The organism is Janibacter sp. CFPM2_SD2 (genome assembly GCF_057364645.1).
In genome coordinates, this window is sequence record NZ_JBNFOF010000334.1 from 1 (window position 1) to 1,622 (window position 1,622).

General features: G+C 72.7%; 2 protein-coding genes. Both read right to left on the minus strand.

What is annotated here, in order from left to right; genetic code table 11:
* Positions 1-207: hypothetical protein (locus tag AC2W7J_RS18025; protein WP_485984134.1), on the minus strand; the 207-nt coding region annotated here is incomplete at its 3' end.
* 60 nt (positions 208-267) lie between these two features.
* Positions 268-1,622 (minus strand): S1C family serine protease (locus tag AC2W7J_RS18030; RefSeq protein WP_485984135.1); only part of this gene is annotated, 1,355 nt, incomplete at its 5' end.

A 1,622-nucleotide genomic window follows, 5' to 3' on the forward strand; every position in this document is an offset into this window, starting at 1 on the left:
GGGGGCGGCCCGTCGCTGCGGCCGGCGTCGGGGGGAGCGGCGGGCTCCGCGACGGGGGTCCACTGCGCCGGGGAGGCCTCGGGTCTCGAGGCGGGCGCGGAGCGTGGCCAGCTCGTTGCCCACGGTGTACATGCGCGACATCGCGTCCGCGAAGTCGTCCTCGATCGCGCGCACCCGCTCGAGGACCGGGTCTCCAGACATGCTCATGCCCCCAGTGTCCTGCTGCCAGGACACCGGGGGCATGAGTTCGGCTACTCAGCGCCGCCTTCAGACGCCACACCCGAAGGCGGGGGTAGCACCCCTGTGGGAGCCGGAGGAAGTCGGTGCCTGCGTCGGGGGAGGAGACGAACGAGCGACCGTTGCTTCCCTTTTCCTGTGCTCCTGAGACCATCCTGCGACACCGGCTTGGGACGGCGCTGGCATCGACCTGTGAGTCTGCTGGGCACGGCTCCCGCAGGTCACCCCTGGGACGCGGGAGCCGTGCCGAGGGTGGCCTCGATCGTCTGCTCCTTGCCGTCGCGCACCACGGCGAGCGAGACCTGGGTGCCGATGCGGTGCGAGTGGATGATGCCGACGAGCGACTCGGCCGAGGTGACGGGGGAGTCGTCGACGCCCACGACGAGGTCGCCCGCCTCCAGACCCGCGTCGGCGGCCGGGCTGCCGTCGGAGACCGAGCGGATCTGCGCACCGCGCGGTCGCCGACCCGAGGGTGGCCGTGCCGTCGGTCGGCGTCACGCCGAGGAAGGCGTGCTCCGCGGAGCCGTCCTCGATGAGCTGCTGGGCGATCCACGTGGCCTCGTCGACGGGGATGGCGAAGCCGATGCCGATGCTGCCCGACTGGCCGCTGCTGCTGCCGAGGCTCGCGATGGAGGAGTTGATGCCGACGAGCCGGCCGGCCGCGTCGACGAGCGCGCCGCCGGAGTTGCCGGGGTTGACCGCGGCCGAGGTCTGGATGGCCGAGGTGACGACCGGGCTCGACTGCTGCTGCTGGGCGAAGGGGTCCTGCTGCTCGCTCTCGGAGGAGCTCGTCGTCACCGGGCGGTCGAGGGCGCTGACGATGCCCGTCGTCACGGTGCCCGAGAGGCCGAGCGGGTTGCCCACGGCCATGACCGGGTCGCCGACCTCGAGACCGGCCGAGGAGCCGACGGTGATGGGGGTCAGGTCGCTCGGCGGGTTCTTCAGGGTGACGACCGCGAGGTCGGTGGATGCGTCCTCGCCGGCGATCGTGGCCGCATAGCTGTTGCCGTCGGCCAGGGTGACGGTGATCGTCGGGTTGCTGCCCGCGCCGCTGACGACGTGGTGGTTGGTGAGGATGTGCCCCTTGGTGTCGAGGACGACGCCCGAGCCCTCGCCGCCGGAGCCGTTGCCCTCGACGGTGATCGACACGACGCTCGGCGAGACGGCCGCGGTCACGGCATTCCAGTCCGGGTTGGTCTTCGACGCGCTGCTCACGGGCACGACGCTCGCGGCCGAGGAGCCGTCGGTGGTGCTCGTCGAGGTGCCAGCGGACGCGGCCGAGGCGTCACCGGCGTCGGTCAGCGACATGACACCCCACGTGCCGCCGCTGGCGAGGGCGGCCGTGAGCACGGCGACCGCGGTGAGCTCGCCGAGCCGCGACCGCG